General features: G+C 47.6%; 25 protein-coding genes. 13 read left to right on the top strand and 12 right to left on the bottom strand.

Annotated features, from left to right (window positions below):
• Nucleotides 1-490: 490 nt before the first annotated feature.
• Nucleotides 491-850, top strand: coding sequence for an ArsR/SmtB family transcription factor (locus QNM19_RS02400; RefSeq protein ID WP_349654722.1), 360 nt, complete (start codon nt 491-493; stop codon nt 848-850).
• Here QNM19_RS02400 and QNM19_RS02395 read toward each other — a convergent pair.
• From QNM19_RS02395 to QNM19_RS02385, 3 genes are all read right to left on the bottom strand, one after another.
• Complete coding sequence (locus QNM19_RS02395; RefSeq protein ID WP_284026266.1) at nt 847-2,106, bottom strand: NAD(P)-binding domain-containing protein; 1,260 nt, start codon at nt 2,104-2,106, stop codon at nt 847-849. The genes QNM19_RS02400 and QNM19_RS02395 overlap by 4 nt on opposite strands.
• A 79-nt stretch (nt 2,107-2,185) precedes the next feature.
• Nucleotides 2,186-3,169 carry a permease gene (locus tag QNM19_RS02390; RefSeq protein ID WP_284026265.1) on the bottom strand — a complete coding sequence of 328 codons (984 nt, stop codon included), beginning with the start codon at nt 3,167-3,169 and terminating at the stop codon, nt 2,186-2,188.
• Between the two features lie 343 nt (nt 3,170-3,512).
• On the bottom strand, nt 3,513-4,403 hold the full coding sequence (locus QNM19_RS02385) for a LysR substrate-binding domain-containing protein (RefSeq protein ID WP_049865327.1): 891 nt from the start codon (nt 4,401-4,403) through the stop codon (nt 3,513-3,515).
• Nucleotides 4,404-4,544: 141 nt separating this feature from the next.
• Here QNM19_RS02385 and QNM19_RS02380 point away from each other — a divergent pair, with 141 nt between their 5' ends.
• On the top strand, nt 4,545-5,306 hold the full coding sequence (locus QNM19_RS02380; RefSeq protein ID WP_049865328.1) for an isocitrate lyase/PEP mutase family protein: 762 nt from the start codon (nt 4,545-4,547) through the stop codon (nt 5,304-5,306).
• Here QNM19_RS02380 and QNM19_RS02375 read toward each other — a convergent pair whose 3' ends face one another.
• The gene (locus QNM19_RS02375; RefSeq protein ID WP_284026264.1) at nt 5,307-6,266 is read right to left on the bottom strand and encodes a LysR family transcriptional regulator; all 960 of its coding nucleotides are present in this window, start codon (nt 6,264-6,266) and stop codon (nt 5,307-5,309) included.
• 159 nt (nt 6,267-6,425) lie between these two features.
• Between QNM19_RS02375 and QNM19_RS02370 the strand changes: the two genes are divergently transcribed.
• The 5 genes from QNM19_RS02370 (at nt 6,426) to QNM19_RS02350 (ending at nt 9,673) form a co-directional block, all read left to right on the top strand.
• A complete protein-coding gene (locus tag QNM19_RS02370) occupies nt 6,426-7,634 on the top strand; it encodes an MFS transporter (RefSeq protein ID WP_049865329.1) in 1,209 nt (402 codons plus the stop codon).
• On the top strand, nt 7,631-8,188 hold the full coding sequence (locus QNM19_RS02365) for a hypothetical protein (RefSeq protein WP_049865330.1): 558 nt from the start codon (nt 7,631-7,633) through the stop codon (nt 8,186-8,188). The genes QNM19_RS02370 and QNM19_RS02365 overlap by 4 nt, the downstream gene beginning before the upstream one ends.
• A 4-nt stretch (nt 8,189-8,192) precedes the next feature.
• A complete protein-coding gene (locus QNM19_RS02360; protein ID WP_049865331.1) occupies nt 8,193-8,594 on the top strand; it encodes a hypothetical protein in 402 nt (133 codons plus the stop codon).
• Nucleotides 8,587-9,204 (top strand): SCO family protein, encoded by a 618-nt coding sequence (locus QNM19_RS02355; RefSeq protein ID WP_049865332.1) that lies wholly within the window; start codon nt 8,587-8,589, stop codon nt 9,202-9,204. The genes QNM19_RS02360 and QNM19_RS02355 overlap by 8 nt, the downstream gene beginning before the upstream one ends.
• A 115-nt stretch (nt 9,205-9,319) precedes the next feature.
• Nucleotides 9,320-9,673, top strand: a complete 354-nt coding sequence (locus QNM19_RS02350) for a hypothetical protein (protein WP_156202357.1) — start codon at nt 9,320-9,322, stop codon at nt 9,671-9,673.
• 200 nt (nt 9,674-9,873) lie between these two features.
• On the opposite strand, the gene QNM19_RS02345 is transcribed toward QNM19_RS02350, so the two are convergent.
• Complete coding sequence (locus QNM19_RS02345) at nt 9,874-10,059, bottom strand: hypothetical protein (protein WP_197094340.1); 186 nt, start codon at nt 10,057-10,059, stop codon at nt 9,874-9,876.
• A 235-nt stretch (nt 10,060-10,294) separates the two neighbouring features.
• Here QNM19_RS02345 and QNM19_RS02340 point away from each other — a divergent pair, with 235 nt between their 5' ends.
• From QNM19_RS02340 to def, 3 genes are all read left to right on the top strand, one after another.
• Nucleotides 10,295-10,840 carry an isochorismatase family protein gene (locus tag QNM19_RS02340; protein ID WP_049865334.1) on the top strand — a complete coding sequence of 182 codons (546 nt, stop codon included), beginning with the start codon at nt 10,295-10,297 and terminating at the stop codon, nt 10,838-10,840.
• 20 nt (nt 10,841-10,860) lie between these two features.
• Nucleotides 10,861-11,829: a GlxA family transcriptional regulator gene (locus QNM19_RS02335; RefSeq protein ID WP_049865335.1), complete on the top strand. Its 969-nt coding sequence runs from the start codon at nt 10,861-10,863 to the stop codon at nt 11,827-11,829.
• Nucleotides 11,830-11,910: 81 nt separating this feature from the next.
• Nucleotides 11,911-12,426: a peptide deformylase gene (gene def, locus QNM19_RS02330; protein WP_049865336.1), complete on the top strand. Its 516-nt coding sequence runs from the start codon at nt 11,911-11,913 to the stop codon at nt 12,424-12,426.
• 68 nt (nt 12,427-12,494) lie between these two features.
• On the opposite strand, the gene QNM19_RS02325 is transcribed toward def, so the two are convergent.
• Nucleotides 12,495-13,118: an FMN-dependent NADH-azoreductase gene (locus QNM19_RS02325; protein ID WP_284026263.1), complete on the bottom strand. Its 624-nt coding sequence runs from the start codon at nt 13,116-13,118 to the stop codon at nt 12,495-12,497.
• Nucleotides 13,119-13,260: 142 nt separating this feature from the next.
• Here QNM19_RS02325 and QNM19_RS02320 point away from each other — a divergent pair, with 142 nt between their 5' ends.
• A complete protein-coding gene (locus QNM19_RS02320; protein ID WP_049865600.1) occupies nt 13,261-14,196 on the top strand; it encodes a LysR family transcriptional regulator in 936 nt (311 codons plus the stop codon).
• An 84-nt stretch (nt 14,197-14,280) separates the two neighbouring features.
• Here the strand turns inward: QNM19_RS02320 and QNM19_RS02315 are convergent, their stop codons facing one another.
• Entirely contained in the window at nt 14,281-15,210 is a 930-nt protein-coding gene (locus QNM19_RS02315; protein WP_049865599.1) for a LysR family transcriptional regulator, read from the bottom strand.
• Between the two features lie 101 nt (nt 15,211-15,311).
• On the opposite strand from QNM19_RS02315, the gene QNM19_RS02310 reads away from it, so the two are divergent.
• The gene (locus tag QNM19_RS02310; protein WP_049865601.1) at nt 15,312-15,794 is read left to right on the top strand and encodes a GNAT family N-acetyltransferase; all 483 of its coding nucleotides are present in this window, start codon (nt 15,312-15,314) and stop codon (nt 15,792-15,794) included.
• A gap of 144 nt (nt 15,795-15,938) precedes the next feature.
• Here the strand turns inward: QNM19_RS02310 and QNM19_RS02305 are convergent, their stop codons facing one another.
• From QNM19_RS02305 to QNM19_RS02285, 5 genes are all read right to left on the bottom strand, one after another.
• The gene (locus tag QNM19_RS02305; RefSeq protein ID WP_049865598.1) at nt 15,939-16,427 is read right to left on the bottom strand and encodes a DUF2314 domain-containing protein; all 489 of its coding nucleotides are present in this window, start codon (nt 16,425-16,427) and stop codon (nt 15,939-15,941) included.
• 106 nt (nt 16,428-16,533) lie between these two features.
• Nucleotides 16,534-17,337 (bottom strand): SDR family oxidoreductase, encoded by an 804-nt coding sequence (locus tag QNM19_RS02300; RefSeq protein WP_049865597.1) that lies wholly within the window; start codon nt 17,335-17,337, stop codon nt 16,534-16,536.
• A 254-nt stretch (nt 17,338-17,591) separates the two neighbouring features.
• Entirely contained in the window at nt 17,592-17,882 is a 291-nt protein-coding gene (locus tag QNM19_RS02295) for a YciI family protein (protein ID WP_049865596.1), read from the bottom strand.
• 130 nt (nt 17,883-18,012) lie between these two features.
• Nucleotides 18,013-18,378, bottom strand: a complete 366-nt coding sequence (locus tag QNM19_RS02290; RefSeq protein ID WP_049865595.1) for a hypothetical protein — start codon at nt 18,376-18,378, stop codon at nt 18,013-18,015.
• Nucleotides 18,379-18,537: 159 nt separating this feature from the next.
• On the bottom strand, nt 18,538-19,107 hold the full coding sequence (locus QNM19_RS02285) for a uracil-DNA glycosylase family protein (protein WP_284026262.1): 570 nt from the start codon (nt 19,105-19,107) through the stop codon (nt 18,538-18,540).
• 232 nt (nt 19,108-19,339) lie between these two features.
• On the opposite strand from QNM19_RS02285, the gene QNM19_RS02280 reads away from it, so the two are divergent.
• A complete protein-coding gene (locus QNM19_RS02280) occupies nt 19,340-19,636 on the top strand; it encodes a hypothetical protein (RefSeq protein WP_010384457.1) in 297 nt (98 codons plus the stop codon).
• Nucleotide 19,637 lies beyond the last annotated feature (1 nt).

Below are 19,637 nucleotides of genomic sequence, written 5' to 3'. Positions count from 1 at the left end.
AAGCCCCTTGTGAAAACAACAAAACGAATGTACACAAGTTTAAGCCCATAGACACAAACGATAAATTGGCTACGAGTTGAAAGATTATCAAGGTTTGATTGATAATCATCCTAAAAGCGCACTTTTTCACCCCAATTCCTGCTGGCAGGCGTTATTGGTTTGATCAAGTTGCCAGCTACTCAGAATAAGGAATACACATGTTGCAAAGAAGCGCGCTGCTGTTCATCCAGTTCTTCGCTTTCTTAGCGGACTGAAATGTTCCCCCGCAAGGGCTCAATTGAGATTAGCGGCACGGCTGTAAAGGGGGCTTACAGTACAATATCGAATACCCAACTTACACAAGACATGCTCGCAGGTCATACAAGACTGGCTGTCAAATTGGTGCTCGGGTAACGTCTTACAAACCTGTGCTGCTGAGTGACAAGGCAAAGAGCATGCTCTGGCAAAGCCGTTTTGCCTCATTCGTATATTTCCAGTATTATGGAATTATATGAATGAGGAGCAAGATATGGAACTGGCATCTGCGGCAGATAAACTCGCTGAACTGGGACACACTACCCGCTTAAGTATTTTCCGATATTTAGTGAAAGGGGGCACGCATGGCGTACCCGTTGGCGAAATACAGGCAGCCTTAGATGTGCCGGGTTCGACTTTGTCTCATCATATTAATCGGTTGGTAAAAGTGGGGCTGGTCAAGCAAAGGCGAGAAAGCCGCACACTTTACTGCGTGCCTCAATACGATGCACTAATAGGGCTGATCGGATTCTTGCAAGAAGAGTGTTGTATCAATCAGTCAGACGATCCCGGCTGCAGCAATACATGTAATACCGCTCAGGGCGAACCAAGCTAGCCACAACATGCGCCCTGTTGCGCCTTTGGTGCACCAGGAAATTTCAACTGAGACGAGCGAGCGGCCTCTGCATTACCCGCCAGAGATTCGACAATCGAGCGCACCTGCTCATAGCCGGTGAGCATTAAGAAAGTCGGGGCACGTCCATAGGATTTCATACCCGCAATGTAAAAGTGCGCATCATCATGAGACAACTCGTCGACTCCGTGTGCACGCACTGAACCACAACTATGCAAATTTGGGTCAATCAATGGTGCAAGCCGCGTTGGTGCTTCGACAACATGGTCCAAATCCAGCCTTAATTCTCGCAACATCTCCAGATCGGGCCTGAAGCCGGTCGCAACAATGATGTTGTCGACCTCTATCCCGATATCAGCTCCCCCCGCCAAAGCGCAGATATTCAGCCCATGCCCGGCCCGGACAATCTCTTTTATCTCTAATTGAGAAATCAGCTTTAGCGCTCCACGCTCAATGGCCTCTTTGGCCGCCAGCCCGAGCTGCCGGCGCGCAGGCACTTTGTCGTTGATGCCTTTGCCCAGCAGCTTATCGATGTTGTTTTTACGCATGCCCCAAATCACCTCGGTACCGGGCTCTGCCGCTTGCAGTTTCAGCAAATCCAGTGCGATATTCATTGCCGAGTGGCCGGCACCCACCACCAGGTTGCGTTTTCTTGCAAAATCGCTTCGCTGAGTACCCAGAATGTCCGGAATACCATAATAAACACTCTGCTGATTGGCCAACTCACCTGGCACAGGCAAACCATCAAGCCCCAGCGGATTTGGACTCGACCAGGTGCCGGACGCATCAATCACAGCATCAGTATGCAGCACCTGGATCCCTAACTCATTTCGACAATGCACAACAAAACGTGCACTGTCACGACCTTGCGTTGTATGCTTACTGATCCCCGCTTTAGACACACCAAAGACCTCTGTGCCATAGCGAATATGCTCCGCCAATTCGGGTAATTTGGCCGCAGGTTGCAAATAGTGCTCAACGACTTCCCGACCAGTAGGAGTTACATTGGCGTCTACGCCGGGCCAGCCATGCTCAGTCAGCAGGTTTACCACGGCCTCATCCAGCATATAGGACCAGGGCGTAAACAGGCTAACGTGTCCCCATTGCAACATTGCAGCCCCTGCGGTGTCACCTTTTTCAATAATGGTGGGGCGGATCCCTTTTTCCAGCAGTCTTGCAGCCGCAGCCAGGCCGATGGGTCCGGCACCAATAATAATGACTTCTTTGATTGGTTTCATATCAGGTTACCTCTTGATTAATCGTATCTAACTCAGGCGGTCGGCTTAGCCTGCCAACCTCTAAAAAACAAATAAACGGCTAGAAAATAAGGGTATATAAGTACCCGGCAGTCATCGCCATCCCGAGTACCACACCCAGAAATGCCAGGATCATCTGCGTTCTGAAAATGGATTTAAGCAGAATAACTTCGGTCAGGCTGGCACCTGCACTGCCAATGATCAGCGCCATGACCGACCCCAGTGCCATACCTTTTTGCACTAAACCTGCACTCAGCGGGATCACCGCAGAAGCTCGGATATACAAAGGAATACCAATGACGGCGGCAAGTGGAATGGCATACCATTTGTTTTCACCGGCATAGTCAACAATCAGCTCTGTGGGCACAAAGCCATATATGAAGGACCCTATGGTGATACCAAGCAGTAAATAGGGCAGGGTAGTGAGAAAGTCTTTCCAGGTTGTTCGCCAAATTCGCAACCAGCGATTTTCTGCCTGCTTTGTGCCTGTAGCGGGATTTTTTCTATCTCCACATTGGCTACTTTCCGGGTTAAGCGGCGTCTCTTTGCTCGTCTGGCCAGCCTTACAAGCAGACTGACTGACCGCAGCCTGATAGGCTTCATCCCGAACATAACGCTCAAACCCTAGTCGCTCCAGCAAGTAGCCCGACACGACCGACGTGATCAGAGCAACCGAAAAATAGAACACCGCCACATCCAGGCCGAATGTCACAATCAATAACCCAATAACAATGGGGTTCAACAGTGGACTGGAAAATAAGAAAACGGTAACGGGCCCAAACCCGGCCCGTGCCTGCAATAGCCCTTTTAAAAACGGGATCGTTGAGCAGGAACAAAACGGTGTGATTGCTCCCAGCAACGCCGCAATCATGTAGCCCTTACCTTTGCGGGCACTCAAATTTTCCCTCACCTTTTCAGGTGTAATGTACTCCTGCAGCACACCCACCAAATAGCTTACGACTAGAAATAACACGGTTAACTCCAGCGCAAGGAACACAAACATATCGGCCGCCTCTTTAAGCATGACCTGTATTTCTGGTGACATAGATCTCTCCTAATGTGATTTCATATTTCCAGTATTATGGAAATATGAAATCAGATCAATCTATATTTCCAATATTATGGAAATAACTTTTAGAAACTCTACATGTTTGTCACCCGGAAACGATAGATTAAAGCCAATAAACTTATGAAATTAATATGTATTTGTCATGAAAAAGATAGACGGTGGTCAGTCTTGGACATACGTATGCCACCAAAGCTGGTCGTTGTATAAGAGAATCAAAAAACATACGCGTTAAACCCAAGTCAATCACAGCCGTAGCTTTAATATGCTCAAGCCTGGCTGCAAATGGCCAATTTTTACTTGGGCGAAAGCCCATACAACGCTATATCTCCTGCGCTTTTAACCAGTTCATAAACGTTTGTAAGCGCGCTATCCGGGCGGAGTTAGGGTCGTAAACCAGATAGCGTTTCACCGGGTTGGGGTGGGGCAGTTGAAACGGAATAACGAGTTCACCGTTATCGAGCTGACGGCGAAACAGATATGGCACAGCCAGGGTAACACCATGGCCGTTGGCCACAGCGCTGAGTGCCATATCCGTGCTATTAACATAGGTCCAGTGTGGGTGATCGACATAATCTACTACCTGTTGCGCCTCAAACCAGCTTGGCCAGTCATATGCACCGGGCTGCTCCAACGTTACCAGCCAGGTAGCCAGCAGATCGGCCGGGGTTTTGAGCGGTAAAGATGCAGCCAGCTGCGCGGAGCATACGGGTAACACAGGTGAAGCGCCAAAATACTCACAAGCCAGCGTGGTTGGGGTGTGCTTTTCGACCTGTGTGCCGAAACGAATTGCCAGATCAATACGAGCGTGTCGCAAGTCTTCAAAACTCGCGGAAGAGTGCAGACGAATACGGATCTGCGGATACAAGCTGGCGAACTCCTGCAATCTGGGCATCAGCCACAAGGTATTAAATGCCTGTGTAGAACTAATGCTGAGCTCTCCCGCCAACTCTTCCTGACGCAGGCTATTAATACCGTGACCGATCATAGTTAAAGCCGGTCCGGTATGCTCTGCCAACGTACACCCGGCCTGAGTCAACTGCATTTGGCGGCCGACTCGCACAAATAACCGTTGCCCCAGCTGCCGCTCCAGCATCCGCATCTGCTGACTGACTGCGGCCTGCGAAATACATAATTCAGCGGCGGCCAGACTATAACTCTGATGTCTTGCCGCACACTCAAATGTCACCAGCAAATTGATATTTTTGAACACGATAGGGGGCACTTCCGAATTCTAGGACAAAAAGCATTATAAGCTGAGCTTATAGTATAAGTCGATTTTTATCGTTGGTCTTTGGAACCGGGTAACCGCACTATAGTGACCACAAAACAGTGATAATATCAGCGAGATAATATGCAAGCATTCAAACAATTACACCAACAAACAAGCCCGTTTTTACTGGCCAATGTCTGGGACGCCGCCAGTGCCAAAGCAGCTCAGCAAGCGGGATATCAGGCACTGGGGACTTCCAGCGCAGCCGTTGCCAGCGTACTGGGCTACGACGACGGCGAACAAATGTCTTTCGACGAACTACTTTTTATGGTCACTCGGATCAGCCGTGCCACCGACTTACCTTTAAGTGTTGATATTGAATCCGGTTACAGCCGTGATCCACAGACAATAGCAAAGCACATTCAACAACTTGCGCAACTGGGTGTGGTCGGAGTTAATCTCGAAGACAGCCAGGTAAATACAACCCGCACCTTAATCGATGCTAATGAATTTGCGGCACGGTTAAAGGCCGTACGTCATGAGTTGGCCACTCAGCAGACTAATATCTTTATTAATGTGCGCTGCGATGCCTTCTTACTGGGTCTCGACAACGCGCGCGAGGAAGCCTTGCATCGGGCACATAAGTATCAACAGGCAGGCGCCGATGGTTTGTTCTTACCCTGTATTACCCAACAAGCAGATATTCAGGCCATCACTGAGACTTGTCAGTTACCCCTGAATGTCATGGCAATGCCAGATCTGACCAATTTTGACACGCTTAGTGCACTTGGGGTGAAACGGATCAGTATGGGCAATTTTGCCTTTGAAAGGATGTACACCCACCTAACCCAGCAACTCCAGGAGATCCGCTCACAGGGGAACTGTGCGCCCCTATTCGGCTGATCAATCAAATTGCACATGCGGCGGCCAGTGCTGCGCCCAGGTATGGGTTGGTGTTTCTTGTTGTGCTTCCAAAGCGGTAACCAGGAAATCCAGGAATACCCGTACTCTGGCAGGCAAATAGGCGCGTTTTGGGTAAATCGCAAACACCCCGCTGTCTGGCATAGGTGCTCTGAACGCGGGGTAAAGCGATACCAAAGCCCCGCTTTTGAGTCCTGCTTTGGCGAGAAAATGCGGCAACTGAGCGAACCCGAAGCCATCAGCACACAATTGGGCCATGGCTTCACCATCATCCGTAATATGCGTGCGATGTAGCTCACAGAGTTGATAAACGCCGTCTGCATCTGGCAAAAAAATCGGTTGCAGCTGCTGTGTTTCTTTTATTTTAAAGCCTATCCAAGAATGTCCGTTGAAATCGTCCAGACTAACAGGCATGTCGTGCTGCTTAAGATAGTCCGGTGACGCACAGACCACAAAATCCATCGGACTCAGGCAGCGCGCAACCAGACGGCTGTCTTTGACAAAGCCGGTGCGTAATGCCACATCAATGTCCTGCTCAATAATATCCACATGCATATCATCAAGGGATAGTTCCAGTGTGATTTCCGGGTAACGCTGACAAAACGCTTTGAGCAAAGGACGCAAATACAAATGTCCATAACACACCGCTGAATTGACGCGTAGCCGCCCTCTGGGGGCATCATTGAGCTGCCTGAGTTCATCTTCACAGCTGGACAATGCCAGAATGCTTGAACGCACGGTTTGTGCATAGTGGCGCCCGGCCGCCGTGATCTTCAGTTGCCGGGTGGAGCGCTGGAATAAAGTCACCCCGAGCTCAGCTTCCAGTCGGCTCACGGCTTTACTGATGGTGGAAGGGTCGGTATTGCAAACCCGCGCCGCAGCCGCAAAACTCTGCTCTTCACAAGTTGCCAGGAACAAGGTCAGCGATCTCAGTTTATCCATGATAGTCAGTCCTGTGATTTGGGTAAACACCTTAGATACAGGCACTATATCAGCAATTATTCATGAATAGTATTCACGACTAAATGGCCAGAACTGTGGTTTTTCAACCTCTCGCAGCCACTTAAAGTATCCGCAAAGATACTCAGGAGGCGACAGACTATGTTAAATCGTACTACAAACAGTGCAGCAAACTCATGGGTCAGTTATTTTTGCCTGGCATTCGTTGCCATGGCCGGGCTGGCCTACCTTAACTTTTTACCTGCGGTCGTGGACGCGCTGGCAGGCGGCATTGGTTTTTCCCCACAACAAGCCGGCACACTGGTAGCTAGCAACGGCTATGGTGCATTACTGGGCAGTATCTGCGCCATCTTTGTGGTTCGCCATATTGCTTGGAAGCAAGCTTTACTCATCACCTTCCTCGCATTGTGCATTATGGAACTCTGTACCGCTGCATGGAGCACTTACACTAGTTTATTAGTCTGGCGATTTATCGCCGGTGTACTAGGCGGGTTTAGCGTAGGTGTGTCATTTGCCACACTCGCGCGTTTAAGTAACCCCGACAGAGCGTTCGGCGCATTACTGTTGATTCAGTTTAGTATCGGCTCAATGATTATCTATGCCATACCGCTGCTTGAAGCCTTGCTGGGTGACTACGCGGTGTTTTACACCATGGCGGGTTTGGTGTGCCTGGCCCTGTTATGTTTGCCCTTGTTACCCGCATTACCGGCCCAAACTCACACCAAACAGCAGACAAAACGCTTGCAGCTATCAGCCAAGAGCAGCCAGTTACTGCTGGCGATGCTGCTCTATCTGGTTGCAGCGAGTGGGATCTGGGCCTATGCAGGTCAAATTGGGCTGGCGGCAGGGATGTCACAGCAACAGACCAGTCAGACGATTGCAATGACGGGCTTACTGGGGCTAGGTGGCGCGTTATTACCCATACTCAATCCAAACAGGGCACACCGCGCAGTCTGCTTAAGTGGCGGTATTTCACTTTCAGCCATAGCTGCCTTACTGCTTTGCTTCGCACACTTTGACTTGATCTACGCGCTTGCACTGGCCCTGCTGTTTTTTGCCTGGCCAGCGGTACACGCCTATTTGCTTGCAGTGACGGCAGAGCTGGACAGCTCAGGGCAACTCTCTTCCTTCGCAGCGGTAGTATCCAGTGTAGGAATGGCATCCGGGCCGCTGCTCGGTTCCGCGTTACTCAACAGCGATGTCTTCACCACGATGTTGGGCACCTTTGCTGCACTACTTGCCCTCAGCCTGGGAATGCTGCTCGGGCCACTAAAAACCCCCAGGCTCGCGCAATCTCAACTAGCCACAACGCCTGAACAAGATTACCAAACCACAAGGAGTATCCGATGATCAAATACATACTGAACAAAATGCTCATTTCGATGCAGAAAAAGTACGACTACGACGTCACCTATATGCAGGATGTGCTGTCTGCGGATCTGAGCGCTTTTTTTAAATATCTGAAATTTCAGTCCATGGCAGATTATCGTGGCGGTTTACCTGCCGCCCCCTTGTATGCAGCCAAATTGCGCGCCATTTTGTGGGACGACTGCGGCCCCTGCACTCAACTGCTGGTCAATATGGCACTGGAAGCCGGCGTGCCCGCCACTCAGGTCAGTGCAATTATCAATAAGGACCTTGCAGCACTGCCTGATGAACTGGCGCAAATCGTGGAGTTTACCGACCTGGTTCTGGCCCACAATCCCGGTGCTGATGATATTCGTCCACATATCCGTTCAAAGTGGGGAGATAAGGGGCTGATCGCCATTGCCTTTAGCATCAGCTCATGTCGTGTCTACCCGGCACTAAAATATACTCTTGGGCATGGTAAAGCGTGCAGCCGTGTCGTCGTGAACGAGCAAACACTGACTCCAACAGATAAAAACAGTGCAGTCACAGGGTAATGTTATGCGCAAAAAAATCACCACATCCATTGCTGTTTTGTTGGGGTTGGCGGCGCTGGCAAATGGCATATTTATGCTCTTCTATCCACAGCAGTGGTACTGGAGTGTGCCCGGTGTGCCCGATCGGGGCTTTTATAATCAGCATTTTATTCGCGATATCGGTATGTTGTATATGCTGATTGGCGGGGCATTTAGCTACGGCGCTTTTTATACTCGCTACCGTTTTCAGATATGGCTGTTTCCTACCTTGTGGTTAATCTGTCATGCGTTATTTCACTTTTGGGAAGTGCTGGTCGGGATCTGCGGGCCCATTTTTCTGCTCATTGATTTTACGGGCGTCACTTTGCCCGCTTTGCTGGGACTATGGCTGTGCTGGCAGGTAAGAAAGGAGCAAGTTGATGCATAGCAAGTACGCAGTACTGTCGACGCTGTTGTTCGGCTTAGGGTTGGGTATGCTGCTCCCAGTCGCCCAACCAGCTCAATCTGTCGTCACGCAGCAAATTATGCAAAAAACAAAGCGACACCTGAGCCCTTTTGAGTTACACAGTGTACACGGCACATTTGATCAACACGCACTACTCGGGCAATGGACAATCGTCATCTTCGGGTTCACACATTGTCCGGATATTTGCCCAACGGCACTGTCCCGGCTAGCGTCTCTGGAAACACACTTAACAACACGCTCCACCGAAGGAACATTGGCGTATGTGTTTGTATCCGTCGACCCGAAACGAGATCCTGCACCTGAACTACACAAGTATGTACGCTATTTTAGCGACTCTTTTATAGGGGTTACGGGCCATACAGAACAACTGAAATTGCTGGCTCGCAGTGTCGGTGCGCAATTTCAGGTTACCGCAAATTCGGGCAATTACCAGGTTGCCCATTCCACCATGCTTTATTTAATTGGTCCAGAAGGCAAACTGCGCGGGCGTTTTAATATTGGTACTGATCTGGCTGAACTCGCTTACCAACTTAACAGCTTCATAAACGGAGCTAGGAGGCAAACAACTTAACTTCACAGACGCTCTACTGAGGGCATTCATATCATTGATACGCCGGACTTTCTATTAGGGATCGAGCGGTACCTTAGCAGGAAGGATTCTTTCAAGGAAAATAAAGGACAAAGTTATGAAAAAAGTACTAATACCTCTCGCCATGGTTATTCTATCTGGCACAGTAAGCGCCTCAGATGAATGCGGCTATTGGGAGACCTACTATGTAAAGAACTGTTCGGTTGAACAAACTTACCCCGTGACCATTTGCCATTTTTATACCGATTATCCAAATCAGGGGGCACCGAACAGCGTCACTACCAGCTATGATGGCCATGTCGCTTGCCCCGCATCTTACTTATGGTGGGATCTGGATCGCACCGAGCATACCACTAAAACACGGGTTGTTCAGGATCCTAATCACTGTATCTGGGAAGCAAAGAGAAGGTGGGTATTCCATGACAATGCGCCAGGTTATTGCCGCTTTTAATGTCAGTTTGTAAAGGGGCTTTACAGATTACGAAGTAAGGCCAAACTCTGAAAAGAAAAAGGCAACCTGTGGTTGCCTTTTTTCGCGATTAATTCGCTTTTTTGATCGCTTTTTTCAGCTTTTTGATTTTCGCTTCATGTTTTGCGATTTTACCAGTACGTTTCTGTACTTCTTTCTTTAGCTTTTTAACATCAACTTTCTTAGCCATCCTGATCTCCTTTGACCGGTTTCTCTTGCCCTGGCTTGTGTTTTTTCACAAACCGCTTAATAAACTTTCTAATTTCGCGGGAAGAAGATGTATCGAGCTCATTGCACAGGGCAACAAACTCATCTCTTTGCGCTTTATTAATACGCACAATTAATTGTGCATCTTTATTGTTTGCCATGCTTTGCTTCCTGCAAGAGGGCATTTCTGAAGCCCTTATGTATATACAACGTATATACATTTTAAACACCTGTCAACACTGGACTGTTTTTTTGTTCAGCCCCCAGACCCAACACCCAACTTACTAAAGGCCAGATAGGTCCCATCTATGTCTGTAATTCGTCTCTTTTCCTGCGCGCCAACCCCCTACACTAATCTCAACAAACACACTCAATACACCAACAGGAAAACAACCTATGAATAAAGCACTACTGGTTATCGACACTCAGGATTCCTTCTATCACACACCTTACTGGTCTGTACGTGATATCCCCGATTTTCAGCATAATTTGACCCAGTTGATTGGAGCATTCCAGCGCAACCAGGGGAAAGTAGTAAAAATTCTTCACAGTCGGGAAGACATCGCTGACAGTCCCTTCAATCCGGCGTCGGGGTTTGTTAAACCTATGGCATTTTTGGAAACTCAGTTTGATAAAACTTTTTATAAATCGGTACATAATGCCTTTACCGATACGGGATTGGCTACGTGGCTGAAGCGAGCTAAGATAGATTGCGTTGTAATTTCAGGTATTCGAACGGAACAATGCTGCGAAACGACGGCACGTATAGCCAGCGACCTGGGGTTTGACGTTGAATTTGTGACTGATGCCACTTTAACCTTTGATATGCAACATAAGCCCAGTGGGAAACTTATTAGTTCGGAAGACATAAAAAACCGGACAGAACTGGTGCTGGCAGAGCGGTTTGCAACCGTTCATCGAACACGCGACTATCTGGCATAATACCACCGGGAAAAACACACATGACCATGCCAACACCCAGACAATTTTATTTTGTGCTGCTCAATGACACCTTACCACTTGATCTTGCAGGACCATTACAGGTGTTGCTTGAAGCACAGCGCGCAGGACAGTCCATCGACATACATTATGTCAGTGCCGAAGACGCACAAATTATGGATGGTGGTCTGAGGTTACATCAACTCAGGCCCTTACCTGCCAAGCTGGATGCAACCGACGTGGTCATATTACCAGGCTGCAAGGACGCCTTTGTAACCTACAACAATCCGGCTGGTTTACGCACCCAACAATGGCTAAAAGATCAGGCCAGATATGACCCATATATCTTGTCTATTTGCTCAGGGGCTGTGCTGGCAGCTAAAGCCGGGTTAATGGAGAACAAAGCCTGCACCACACACTTCGCGCTCATTGAGCGTTTTCGTAGTGCATTTCGGGCCTGTAAAGTTGCTGATAATCGCATTTTTGTCCAGGATGGTAAGCTATTCAGCAGTGCAGGCATCAGCTCCGGTATCGATATGACACTGCACTTTGTCTCCGTATTATTCGGAGAACACATTGCAGCACGGGTTGCCAGAGAGATGCTGGTGTACTTTCGTCGCAGTGGACAAGATCCTCAGCTCAGCCCCTGGCTCTGCCATCGTAACCATATGCACCGAGCTTTACATCAGGTACAAGATTTAGTGTGCGGCCAGATAAGCAGCCCACACAGCTTGCAAACACTGGCAAGTGCGGCCCATCTGTCAGTACGCCAGCTAAGCAGGTTGTTCAAGCAAAACCTCGGGATTACCCCCGGTGAATATGTAAGTGGAATTAAAGTTGCCCATGCTAAAGCACTCCTGTCGAGGAGCAATATCCAAATAGAGGCCATCGCTGATGCCTGTGGATACAGCAGTGCACGTCATTTTCGTCGCATCTGGAACCAGTTTGAAACTCTGTCTCCTTCGCAATACCGCCAGGCTCATCAACAGTAAGCGAAACGCATGCGTTTCGCTAGCTTTGCCTTGTATTAAGTATTAAACTTCTATTTTTCATAGAGATATAACAATAACAAGATGGCAATTTTAGAAATTCTAACCACACCTGATCCCAGATTACGCGTAACAGCTAAACCGGTAACCGACATCGCGTCAGTCCAAACCCTGATTGACGACATGCTCGACACCCTGTACGCAACCAGCAACGGTATTGGACTGGCAGCAACTCAGGTTGGCCGCGAAGAAGCGATTGTGATCATTGACATATCAGACGAACGCAACGATCCACTGATCCTCGTCAATCCTGAAGTAGTAAGTGGCAGTAACAAAGCAATGGGGCAGGAGGGCTGTTTATCTGTACCTGATTATTTTGCCAATGTTGAACGCTACACTGACGTCACTGTCTCAGCGCTCGACCGCAATGGAGAGTCTGTTACTGTGCATAGCGATGAGTTTCTGGCCATTGTTATGCAACACGAAATCGATCACTTATCGGGCAACTTGTTTATCGATTACCTGTCGCCACTCAAGCGTCAAATGGCCATGAAAAAAGTAAAAAAATACGTCAAGGCGCAAAACAAACAAAGCGCTTAAAGCGAGCATTGCTCAGATATAAGCCAGCAAGGTTTAATTTAACATAATTATTGCTGGCTTATATAGATTCAGGCGATAGCATTCACCCAGTGGTCCACCTGGACTTTCGCCTGTCTGGTCGCCACCTCACTGCCAATATGCGGCATACTGATCCCATATGCGGTGATCACATCAATGTCTGCTATACCAATAAAACCGAGCACCTGTTTGAGATAGGGTACCTGAAAATCAATGGCATGCATTTCGGGCATCGACATGTCAGCTCCCGCACTGGCAATTATGACGGCCTGTTTACCCTCCAACAAGCCCTTCGGACCCTGCTCTGAATAAGAAAAGGTCAAACCAAAACGACAGATCTGATCGATGTAATTTTTCATCAAACTCGTCACACTGAAATTATGCATGGGAGATGCAAAGACAATGATGTCAGCCTGTTTTAGTTCATCAATATAAAGCAATGATGGCTGTGCAACCGCAGTTTGCTCTGCCGTGAGTGCATCCTGATCACCATAAAAGCTATTGAGGATTTGATTATCATAAACTGGGGCAGGCGTCTGGCTCAGATCGCGCACTGTGAAAGCCAATCTTTCATTCTTATTTTGCAATTGTGATTGCAAATAATCAGCTATCTCACTGGATACAGAAAATTCGTTTGCCGGGCTCGATTTGATAATAAGCACTTGTTTTGTCATTGTAATAACTAAATATCTTTGAAAATTTCAGATATTATTGCGCGAAGATGGCATACGAAAAAGTACATCAGCCACAAATCAGTTTTGTCTTTTTGACAAAAATAAACTAGATTATCAGGGATAAAAGGCATCTTGGATCACAATGGATAAACTCAGAGCACTGCGTTATTTTAAGCGTGTTGTTGAATTGAATAGTTTCAGCGCTGTTGCCGAGGAATTCTCGGTGCCCGCTTCTTCCGTGTCTAGGCGTATTAAAGATCTCGAAGCGTCGCTGGGGATCGAGCTGATCAAACGAACGACTCGCCACGTCAGTATTACTGAATTAGGGCAAATCTACTACCAACATATTGATGAGATCCTCAGTAAGCTGACCTACGCCGATGAGCTGATCTCACAGAGCTTTGATAACCCGAGCGGCACGCTAAAAGTCAGTGCGCCTCCCGGTCTGTCAAAGGCGCTGCTGGTGCCCTTATTTAGGCGTTTTCGCCAGCAATTTCCAAACATTTTGCTCGACCTCGACTATACCAATGAATATGCGCTCTTCGGGAAAGACTCTGTCGACCTGGCAATCAGGGGCGGACCGATCGACGATGCCCGTCTCATCGCCAAACCGCTCATTCGCAGTGGCTTTACACTGTGGGCGCACACCCAACTGGCTGATCGACTAAATACTCAATTTGGCACCACCAATTGGTCTGTTGATCAGCTCTGTCTTTGTCCGACAATCATGTTTCGCAGTAAAACGGCCCTCGTCCCTTGGTGGGTGCACGAGCAAGATGACTGGCAGCCGGTGTCTACTCAACCCGTTCTGATCAGCAATGACAGTACTACCTTACTGGATGCGCTCGCTCAGGGTGAAGGCCTGTTACTAGCCCCCGACTGGCTGCTCCCCGCACACCTAAAAAGCGTAGTAACACCCGTTGCACAGCACCTAAAATTGTCACCCGGTAAGGCACACACAGTAGAAATAAACCTGGTATATCAACACGCCAAATATCAGCTCCCGAATATTAAACTCAGCGTCGACTTTATATGTGACTATATGCGTACTCATGCTGCCGATATGGTAAAATTCTGATCTGGATTAACACTTTGAATTATATAATCTAAATTAGATACCTTAGTGAGCATATCGGTATTCACGACGTCAGCTAACAGATCACTATTTTACTAACTTGGTTTCGTTATGGTCTAGCTTATGAAAGTCACAGAACTGAGTAATAAACCAGCCAATTTTAGGATCGCGCTTGCGCGTGCGGTGCCAGTACAACTTTAACTGGTAGTCAGGCACCGGGAGCGGCGGCGGCTGTAACTGAAGGTTTAATCTGTCACACACCTGCAAGGCATAACGCCTGGGCATAGTCAGCAACATATCACTCTCTGGCAGCAACGTTGGTGCCACCAACACATGTGGGGTTGTCACTGCAATGGTTCTGGATTTCTTAATTTTTGCCAGTGCTCTGTCGACTATCCCCCGACGCTCGTTCCATGGCGCAATCAAAATATGCGGATATGCAATAAAAGTGCTCAGATCTAGTTGTTTTTTGCACGGGTGAGACTGACAACGCGCTGTCACGTAGGCATCCTCAAACCAGCTAAGCTGGGTCAGACTCTCAGAAAACTCCTGCTGATGGGCAAACCCGCATACCAGATCCAGACTTCCGTCTTTCAGAGCTTGCTCTGCAATACGTTCTTCAAGCTGAACAAAACGGATATCCAGATTTTCAAACAGGCTAACTAAATGAGCCACAAAAGGCCGCAGACACCAGGCAGTGTAATCCGTCACCGCGATCGTTAGCGTATGAGGTTCATTTGCATCAAACGGGCTGGCTTCTTGCAGCCCCCCCTCCAACATCTGCAACGCCGGCAACACAGTCTTTGCCAGTCGATGTGCATGCGCGGTTGCCAGCATACGATTATTCACCCGCACAAACAGTTCATCACCCAGGCGCTCCCTAAGCCGGGTCAGTGCGTGACTACACGCAGACTGACTGAGATTCAGCTGCTCGGCAGAGAGTGTAACCGAGCCATTCTGATAAAGAGCAGCAAACAGTTTAAGCAGATTAAGATCCAAATTCGGCAAATGTTTCATTAATAATATGCATCTAGCCTGTGCAATCTATGCACTTTATTCATTTATTAATTGAGCTTACACTGAGTAACCATCATGTCAACTTTGGAAAGAAACAGCCGATGAGTATTACAATCCGCCACGCACAAAAAGACGATGCAGCAACAATATTACATTTTATCAATGAACTAGCCATCTATGAGAAAGAGCCAGACGCAGTACTCAATACAGTCGCGGATATTGAGCAAAAACTATTTGGCGACGATGTACGCGCCCATGCCCTGATCTGCGAGCAAGAGGGCGAGGCCATTGGTTTTGCCGTGTATTTCTTTAATTATTCGACCTGGCTTGGTAAATACGGTCTGTATCTGGAAGATTTGTATGTTGCTCAGGATCAGCGCGGGCAGGGCGCAGGGAAAGCACTGATGAAGTTTCTGGCTCAACTGGCCATCGAAAAAGACTGTGGTCGTTTTGAATGGGTAGTACTCGACTGGAACAAGCCAGCGATCGATTTCTACAACAGCATTGGTGCCAAACCTCAGGACGAGTGGATCATTTATCGCCTGACAGGTGATGAACTCAGAGCATTTGCCGAACAGCCTTAATTCAACGTACAAAAGTGCTCTATATAACTACATCAAATAGTTTTTTCCATCGCTATCACTCATGTGAAAGACAGCGATGGAAACAGCCTTAAAGGAGTGAGTGCTTTTTGAATGACACGCTAGTAATAGCACGAGGGCACAACGTTAAACGTATTTGCCCTGCATTTCCTGTAGCTCACGAGGCAACTCCACGCCTTCACGTTCAGCGATCGCAAACATGGCGCGCTGCGTAAATCCGCCATAAATGTTGCCCTCTTTATCTGTGATCTGCCAGTCCTCTATGTCATCGAAGTGGCAAGTGTAATTATGCGCAAGTTTACCCTGATGCGTGACAGGTGGCGTGACCAGAAAGACACTGATCTCATCGCCTTTTATCCCTTCAACGTGTGCACCAAGGTGTTCAGAAACACCACAATCGCTTTCAAAGTCGAGTTTAACAAAAGCGTCCTTAGGAAACTGACGATACAGGGATTTGAATTCATCTAATGACGCTTTGGCCTCTGCCACAGCCTGGAGCAGCAAAGGATCATTTGGGTCAGTCTCCAGTGCTGGATAATCCTCTGAGCTGGAGCTATAGCGATTGTGAAGCCAAAAAGCCAGCACAATAAAAACAACAATTAAACCCCAATACATAGGCTCAAACTCCTTGTGATTGCGACATCTGTTCATTTGAGCTTAGCAAACTAATCCGCCGGACAAAAGCCGGTATCAGGATTATACCGGCCAGGTTTGATATAGCTTAACTTGATTTAGGCGCGGCACTACTGCCAGCCAGGATCCCACCATCAATATTCAGTTCAATTCCTGTCACATAAGCGGACTCATCTGAGGCCAGATAAAGCACCGCATAGGCCACATCCATAGCACTGCCCATGTGTCCAAGCGGAATATCGGCAGCAATACCAGCAATTGCGGCTTCCCGAGCTTCCCCTTCGCCCAACATGGCATCCCACATAGGTGTTAAAATGGCGCCTGGATGAACAGAGTTACAACGAATAGGGTAGCCTTGTTGAGCACAATACAGGGCTACCGATTTGCTGTGATTACGTACTGCAGCCTTGCTCGCTGCATAAGCTGCTGCGGCCGGGATCCCTACCAAACCGGAACGAGAGGAGATATTGACGATACTCGCAGCCTGAGATGCTTTCATAAGCCGGATCCCATATTTGCAACCAAGCGCAACGCCATCACTGTTGGTGCGTTGCACAGTATGCCAGCTTGCTAAGTCTAAGTGTTCAGGGTCATGAGGTCCCGCGGTTTCCAAAAATCCCGTTATACCTGCATTATTCACCAAAATATCCAGCCGACCGAATTCGGTTTGTACAAAGGCTTCAACGGCTTGCCAATGCGACTCCTCAGATACATCGAGCAGATGGAAATACGCGCGATCGCCGAGTGTGTCGCATAGTTTTTGCGCCTCTTCGGCATTTTTGTCTGTAATGATCACGGTCGCACCTTGCTCAATAAAGCATGTCGCAACCGCAGCGCCAATACCACGTGCAGCACCTGTGATCAGGGCAATTTTATTGTTTAGTCTGGGCATAATATTCTCCGTTTATAGCAATCCGTTAAATTGCAGCAAAGTGGCAGTTGTAAACAGAGTAACCAAAACGCAGTCAAAGTCAGGCTGACATAAAAAGCCGCGGAGATATCATGCAGAGTAGAAAGAATACGTAAGCTTGAATTGATATCAAAGCATCAAAACTGGCGCGTGGTCACTTTGCTATACCACCACAAATGCACATCCTCAATGGACGTTCAGTCATAGTGTGTATTCAGCATTACAATAATGCTGATTCAAAGGGTTAGCAGTTGTGATAAACCACTGGCAGTCTTGCTTACTTCAATTTCTGTGATCTCGTAATTCGCCAGTCCGGCGAGGTAAAAAGGGTCGTTGTGTAGAATTGCTTCTAATTCAGTTTGGTTTTTTGCGGTAGCGAAAATCATTCCCCCAGTTCTGGGAACCTTTTTGCCAGACGCTAAAAACACACCTTGCTGATAATATTGCTGTAAAAACTGTATATGAGCAGGTAAATGCGCATCGACTTCTTCAAGTTCAACGGTGTACGTGATATTTATGACAAACACTCTTCACCGCTCCTTGCGAATTTGTATTATCAGTGCAGCTGTTTTAAAAACCACCACAAGTGTATAAGTCTTCGATCGTTTTGTAAACCAGCGCTGTATTAAGTAATTAGTACATGTGTTATCGCACGCGTTACCGCACGCGCTTGACTTTAGGCGCCATATTCATCAAAAAGCTGTCTTTATTAACCAGAAAACCACATATACTACTTATGACAATAAAGATCCCATACATAGAACCGATATACACCCAGTCATTATTCTCAGCTAATAACATCACACACGTGCCATCATTTACAAAGAAAACATTTAACACAGAAAATACAAATACACTGCGGTAATAAAAGAGGTTTCCGGTGTGACTGGCAAAAGAGGAGAGGATCAGTGCGAATAAACCAAGGTAAAATCCGATAACGGACAGCGCACCTGTTTGATAGCTTGGGTATAATGCCAGCAGGGAGAGAACGATAGCTGACCAACCCGAAATTCGATATAACATGTTCAAATCCTTTGAATGTAATTTGTTAAAATTTGTAATTCTAACTCACCCCAAATTATGAGCGATACAGTACCAAATAGCAACCCATATGAGTTAATTCATTTTCTAATTATTTACATAATGCTGTCTTAGGGCTTATAAACACTGGGGTTCGACGGTTTAAAAAGACAACAACACCTCCCGAACTCGAGTTCTTAATACAGGTAATACTTCAGCCTCAAACCAGGGACGTTTTCGAACCCATAGTTGATTACGTGGGCTGGGATGTGGCAGTGCAATTTGCCCCGGTAAACCAGTCCTCCATTCAGTCACCGCTTGAGACACACTAACAAAATCAGCTATATGATAGCTTTGTGCATATTGGCCAATCAAAATAGTTAACTCAATGTTATTAAATACCTCAAGCAAAGGCGCCCGCCATGTCTGCGCGCAGATTTTGGGTGGCGGTAAGTCGCCAGACTTGCCCTTACCGGGATAACAAAAAGCCATAGGTATAATCGCGAATAAGGTTGGATCATAAAACTGAGCCTCAGTGACCCCTAACCATTCTCTAAGCCGTTTACCACTGGCATCGTTAAACGGTTTGCCGGTTTTTTGCACACTCAAGCTGGGGGCCTGACCGGCAATCAGAATTTTCGCTGCTGGCAACCCCTGGATCACCGGTCTGGGTTCGAAAGGCAACTGTCCCCGACATAGGGTGCATTGCCGGACACGCTCAATGATATTCACGTTTATATTCTCCTCACAACGCAATAAACCCAGGTAAGTATATCAGTCTGTAACCCAATAAAAGAGTGCACAAGTGCGGTCACTAAATATCCAAAGCTTAATCCAACAGGAATTTGATATTCCTTTTGGCATTAATATTTGTACATTTAACGCATTTGCTAATGATAATTACTGTTATTTATAGCGCGATTCAGTGATAATTCGCCTCCCTATTTTTGATCAAAGAACAAGTATGTCGCTATCGCCCTACTTTGCTTACTTTACAGCCTATCGCATAAACGTTGTCACCCGGTTTGCTCTCGCTATTTTCGGAGGGTATGCATGCACCGCGCTTTCTATCAGCCTGATGAGTTTGTTGTTACCGGTCTCCAAAGTGGATGCTGTGCTATTCAGCGTGTGCCTGAGTGTACTCATCCACTGCCTTATTTTTATCGCTGTATTCGCAACAAAATCACTCCGCTTCCTCTGTGGTGGTTTACTGCTGCTTGCAACAGTGCAATGGCTGCTGATCCTGATGTTAAGAGGATAAT

This window comes from Pseudoalteromonas ardens (genome assembly GCF_030125445.1).
Taxonomy (GTDB): Bacteria; Pseudomonadota; Gammaproteobacteria; order Enterobacterales; family Alteromonadaceae; genus Pseudoalteromonas; species Pseudoalteromonas ardens.
This window is presented reverse-complemented; position numbering and strand designations above follow the sequence as displayed.

What these genes read in the sequence shown, in the direction of transcription:
- QNM19_RS02400 (WP_349654722.1), top strand. Translation starts at nt 491, where the DNA reads ATGAATGAGGAGCAAGATATGGAACTGGCATCTGCGGCAGATAAACTC.
- QNM19_RS02395 (WP_284026266.1), bottom strand. Translation starts at nt 2,106, where the DNA reads ATGAAACCAATCAAAGAAGTCATTATTATTGGTGCCGGACCCATCGGC.
- QNM19_RS02390 (WP_284026265.1), bottom strand. Translation starts at nt 3,169, where the DNA reads ATGTCACCAGAAATACAGGTCATGCTTAAAGAGGCGGCCGATATGTTT.
- QNM19_RS02380 (WP_049865328.1), top strand. Translation starts at nt 4,545, where the DNA reads ATGCAAGCATTCAAACAATTACACCAACAAACAAGCCCGTTTTTACTG.
- QNM19_RS02375 (WP_284026264.1), bottom strand. Translation starts at nt 6,266, where the DNA reads ATGGATAAACTGAGATCGCTGACCTTGTTCCTGGCAACTTGTGAAGAG.
- QNM19_RS02370 (WP_049865329.1), top strand. Translation starts at nt 6,426, where the DNA reads ATGTTAAATCGTACTACAAACAGTGCAGCAAACTCATGGGTCAGTTAT.
- QNM19_RS02365 (WP_049865330.1), top strand. Translation starts at nt 7,631, where the DNA reads ATGATCAAATACATACTGAACAAAATGCTCATTTCGATGCAGAAAAAG.
- QNM19_RS02360 (WP_049865331.1), top strand. Translation starts at nt 8,193, where the DNA reads ATGCGCAAAAAAATCACCACATCCATTGCTGTTTTGTTGGGGTTGGCG.
- QNM19_RS02355 (WP_049865332.1), top strand. Translation starts at nt 8,587, where the DNA reads ATGCATAGCAAGTACGCAGTACTGTCGACGCTGTTGTTCGGCTTAGGG.
- QNM19_RS02350 (WP_156202357.1), top strand. Translation starts at nt 9,320, where the DNA reads ATGAAAAAAGTACTAATACCTCTCGCCATGGTTATTCTATCTGGCACA.
- QNM19_RS02345 (WP_197094340.1), bottom strand. Translation starts at nt 10,059, where the DNA reads ATGGCAAACAATAAAGATGCACAATTAATTGTGCGTATTAATAAAGCG.
- QNM19_RS02340 (WP_049865334.1), top strand. Translation starts at nt 10,295, where the DNA reads ATGAATAAAGCACTACTGGTTATCGACACTCAGGATTCCTTCTATCAC.
- QNM19_RS02335 (WP_049865335.1), top strand. Translation starts at nt 10,861, where the DNA reads ATGACCATGCCAACACCCAGACAATTTTATTTTGTGCTGCTCAATGAC.
- def (WP_049865336.1), top strand. Translation starts at nt 11,911, where the DNA reads ATGGCAATTTTAGAAATTCTAACCACACCTGATCCCAGATTACGCGTA.
- QNM19_RS02325 (WP_284026263.1), bottom strand. Translation starts at nt 13,118, where the DNA reads ATGACAAAACAAGTGCTTATTATCAAATCGAGCCCGGCAAACGAATTT.
- QNM19_RS02320 (WP_049865600.1), top strand. Translation starts at nt 13,261, where the DNA reads ATGGATAAACTCAGAGCACTGCGTTATTTTAAGCGTGTTGTTGAATTG.
- QNM19_RS02315 (WP_049865599.1), bottom strand. Translation starts at nt 15,210, where the DNA reads ATGAAACATTTGCCGAATTTGGATCTTAATCTGCTTAAACTGTTTGCT.
- QNM19_RS02310 (WP_049865601.1), top strand. Translation starts at nt 15,312, where the DNA reads ATGAGTATTACAATCCGCCACGCACAAAAAGACGATGCAGCAACAATA.
- QNM19_RS02305 (WP_049865598.1), bottom strand. Translation starts at nt 16,427, where the DNA reads ATGTATTGGGGTTTAATTGTTGTTTTTATTGTGCTGGCTTTTTGGCTT.
- QNM19_RS02300 (WP_049865597.1), bottom strand. Translation starts at nt 17,337, where the DNA reads ATGCCCAGACTAAACAATAAAATTGCCCTGATCACAGGTGCTGCACGT.
- QNM19_RS02290 (WP_049865595.1), bottom strand. Translation starts at nt 18,378, where the DNA reads ATGTTATATCGAATTTCGGGTTGGTCAGCTATCGTTCTCTCCCTGCTG.
- QNM19_RS02280 (WP_010384457.1), top strand. Translation starts at nt 19,340, where the DNA reads ATGTCGCTATCGCCCTACTTTGCTTACTTTACAGCCTATCGCATAAAC.